Below are 3,147 nucleotides of genomic sequence, written 5' to 3'. Positions count from 1 at the left end.
GACGAGTTCGCCACGATAGGAATGCGCCTTTTCCAAAGGAGGAAACTTCCCGGCTTCGGGACGGAAGGGTTCGTCGACAGCCTTGGCGGCGGAGCAACCAAGAACGAGGAACGAACAACCAAGAACGAAGCGAGAGCGTGTCATAGAGAGTGCAGGAAAGTGGTAAGAATCAGTACTTCGGAAAGATGGACGGATTTGGGAAACGCTCGTCGATGTTGGAGGCTCCGTTGCCGAGATGCTCTTCGCGTGGCAGGTGGACATCGGGCCAGTCAGCGGGCCGGACTTTGACGATGCGTGTAGGGCGCATGCCCTCGGTGATGAGATCGGTTTCGAAACGAATCTGAATGCCGCTGCTGCCAAGAGGGATGTCTCCGGACACCTGCGTAACGTCGATGAGTTTGCCGCGTGCGGCCATTTGCGCGGGGCCGGCGGAGCCGCCTTCGGTATGCTTCAGCGTGTTTTCGGCGCCATTCATCAAGGCGGCGAGGCCCTTTTTGAAATCGGCGTAAAGCGAGGGATCCATGCCGCCGAACAAGGTCGCGGTCACCGTCGCACGGCCGAACTTGCCATACTCGACCGCATCGACCCAGGCGGGCAGCCAGCGGCTGCGCATGAAGGCCTTGTGCACTTCGGTTTGATGCTGCGTCGCGTTTTGTAGCGCAGCGTCGTCCAGCCAGATGTCTGAGATGTGAAAGCGGGTGAAGACACCGCCAAGCGTGGGCTTCCAGGTGATGCCGAGCATCACGGTCTGGCCATCGAGGGCCTTTTTTTTTCCTTCCGCAGGCCACACGCCTTCGGTGATGAGGTGTTCAATGCGGAGGAATTCGCGACCACGCCACACGCGCGTGGCGGCATCGAAGCTCAGCGTTTCCTCGACGGCCTTGCCACCGCCACCTTGCTTCGGTTCACGGCTGGCGATGATCGTGCCTTCACGGTTCTTGATGTCTACTTCCTTGAGCTTCCAGACTAGTCCCTCGCGCAGGCAATGGCTGGGCTCGTCCTCGAGGAGAAGGACGTGATTCTCGGCGGGGAAGATGCCTGCACCACGATTGTGGTTCGCGTCTTTGTCCTTGTTGTTCACCGGCAGAACAGGCACGGCGGAGATGGTCGGGTCCGGCGGAAGAAAGGCGCGGACGTGCAGCACGGTGCCGAGCGGGATGTCGCGCAGATCCGCCGGTGCCCCATGATAACGCACGATGCCATAGGGCAGCATGGCGAACGGATGTGGATCGTTCCGGCGAAACTGGCCCGACCCTTCCACGCGAAGGCTGCCACGGCGGTTCGCGTGATCGACAAAGACGAGTTCGCCGCGGTACGAGTGCGCTTTTTCCAGAGGCGGAAATTTTCCAGCTTCGGGGCGGAACACATTTTCTTCGGCGTGTGCCATGCACAAACCAAGAACCCACAACGACGAACCCAGAACCAGAAGCCGATTCACAGCGCGATCACCTTGTTGCTGTCGCCAAACATGTCCGTCTCCACGCCCATGCGCTGGGCCATGAGGAGGAGAAGGTTGCTCATGTGAGCGTCGGTGTTCACGGGGCGGCTGCAAACTTGGTAATGCGCCGTGGTGAGCGCACCGTCCGCGCCGAGCGAGTAACCTCCGAAATCTTTGGCCTCCTTGTTGAAGTCGAGATGGCTGCCGTGCTTCAGGCCGAGGTCTGAACCGCCGGCGAGCACGAGCGGGAGGTTGGCGTTGCCGTGGCTGTGACCGTAGCACATGCCGCTGCCGAAAAGCGACATCGTGGAGCCTAGGAGCGCCTTGCCATTGAGGTCCTTCGTCTCGGAAAGACGGGTGAGGAAGTAGCTGAACTGCTCGATGGCGAAGGTGTCGTAGTTGGTGAGCTTCTCCATGTAACCGGCATCGCCGCCATGATGACTGAGCTGGTGGCGCGATTCGGTGATGCCGATTTCGGGAATGGAAAACGCATCGCCTTCGCCGCCGAGGCTGAAGGTGGCCACGCGTGTCACATCCGTCTGGAACGCGAGCACCATGAGGTCATACACGGTGCGGAAGTAATCGCCCGCCATCGTTTTAGCGATGTCGCGGTTGGTGCGTTTGCGATCCGCTTCGGAAATGGTCGGCAGCGGTGTGTCGAGCCACGCATCGGCGCGGCGCGTGCGGATCTCTGCCTCACGCACGGAGGTGAGGTATTGCTCCATGCGCCCCTTGTCCTCTGCGCCCATTTTTTTCTCCAACTGGCGCACTTCGGCAAGGTTGGCGTCGAGCACGCTGGCCTTGCGGCGCAAAGCGCGACGTTGGGCCATTTTGCCGCCCTTTGGTTCTTCGAAGAGCGATGCGAAAATCTCACTGCAACGACGCAGCGCTGGCAATTGCACGCCATCCGCGGTCCACGCCAGCGAGCCCTGCGTGAGTGCGACCTCCATCGAAGGGTAGCGCGTGTGCGGCGCGGTCATCTCCGCCATCTTCTGGTCCACCGAAATCGTGTTGCGGTCCGAAGGCCCGATCTTGGCGCCGGTGAGCCACACGGAGATGCAGTTGTGATGGTGGCCGAGCGCCCCTGGATGGTGCAATCCGCTGATCGGCGTGATGGCATCGCGATGCTTCTCCAAGGGCTGAAGCGACCGCGAGAACTGGTAATCCTTGCCCGACGAAGTGATCTGGTAGTTCAGCGAGTGAACGCCATTCGCGAGGTAGATGAACGCACTGCGTTTGGGCGATTCGACGGCTTTTTCAGAGGCACGCAGGGGCACCATGCACTCGAGCATGGGCAGCGAGATGAAACTGCCGAGGGCTTTGAGAGTGTGGCGGCGATTGAGAAGCCAGGATTGGGTTTGGATGTTCATAAAATCGACGGGTGGAGGATCAGGGCAGTGGATTGCTGGATTCGATCAGCGCTTTTTCATCAGGTCGGAGAGAGCAACGGCGCGAACGATGTCTTTGATTCGATAGTTGTTCTTCTTTGCTTCGGCCTGGATGGCGTTGAGGTCGTCCTGGTCGTCAAAGGCGATGGCGCGCCGGAGGGCGTAGGTGCAGAGATGCTCAATGAGGGCGCGGCCAAGCTTGTCGCGGTCTTCGAGAAGGCGCTGCTTGAACTCGTTCGCATCCTTGAAGGCGCGGCCATCGGGCATCGCACCGGCGGGATTGATCAAGGGGTCCTCGCCGACGCCTGCGGCGACTTTTTC

General features: G+C 60.4%; 3 protein-coding genes. All 3 read right to left on the bottom strand.

Features of this window, described 5'->3' with window-relative positions; genetic code table 11:
- Positions 1 to 169: 169 nt before the first annotated feature.
- Complete coding sequence (locus tag KDL09_RS09970; RefSeq protein ID WP_294384384.1) at positions 170 to 1,387, bottom strand: hypothetical protein; 1,218 nt, start codon at positions 1,385 to 1,387, stop codon at positions 170 to 172.
- 47 nt (positions 1,388 to 1,434) lie between these two features.
- The gene (locus KDL09_RS09965; RefSeq protein WP_294384383.1) at positions 1,435 to 2,808 is read right to left on the bottom strand and encodes a DUF1552 domain-containing protein; all 1,374 of its coding nucleotides are present in this window, start codon (positions 2,806 to 2,808) and stop codon (positions 1,435 to 1,437) included.
- Positions 2,809 to 2,853: 45 nt separating this feature from the next.
- The coding region (locus KDL09_RS09960) for a DUF1585 domain-containing protein (RefSeq protein ID WP_294384381.1) at positions 2,854 to 3,147 on the bottom strand (294 nt) is incomplete at its 5' end.

Source organism: Prosthecobacter sp. (assembly GCF_020439865.1).
Classification (GTDB): domain Bacteria; phylum Verrucomicrobiota; class Verrucomicrobiia; order Verrucomicrobiales; family Verrucomicrobiaceae; genus Prosthecobacter.
This window is presented reverse-complemented; position numbering and strand designations above follow the sequence as displayed.

What these genes read in the sequence shown, in the direction of transcription:
- KDL09_RS09970 (WP_294384384.1), bottom strand. Translation starts at nt 1,387, where the DNA reads ATGGCACACGCCGAAGAAAATGTGTTCCGCCCCGAAGCTGGAAAATTT.
- KDL09_RS09965 (WP_294384383.1), bottom strand. Translation starts at nt 2,808, where the DNA reads ATGAACATCCAAACCCAATCCTGGCTTCTCAATCGCCGCCACACTCTC.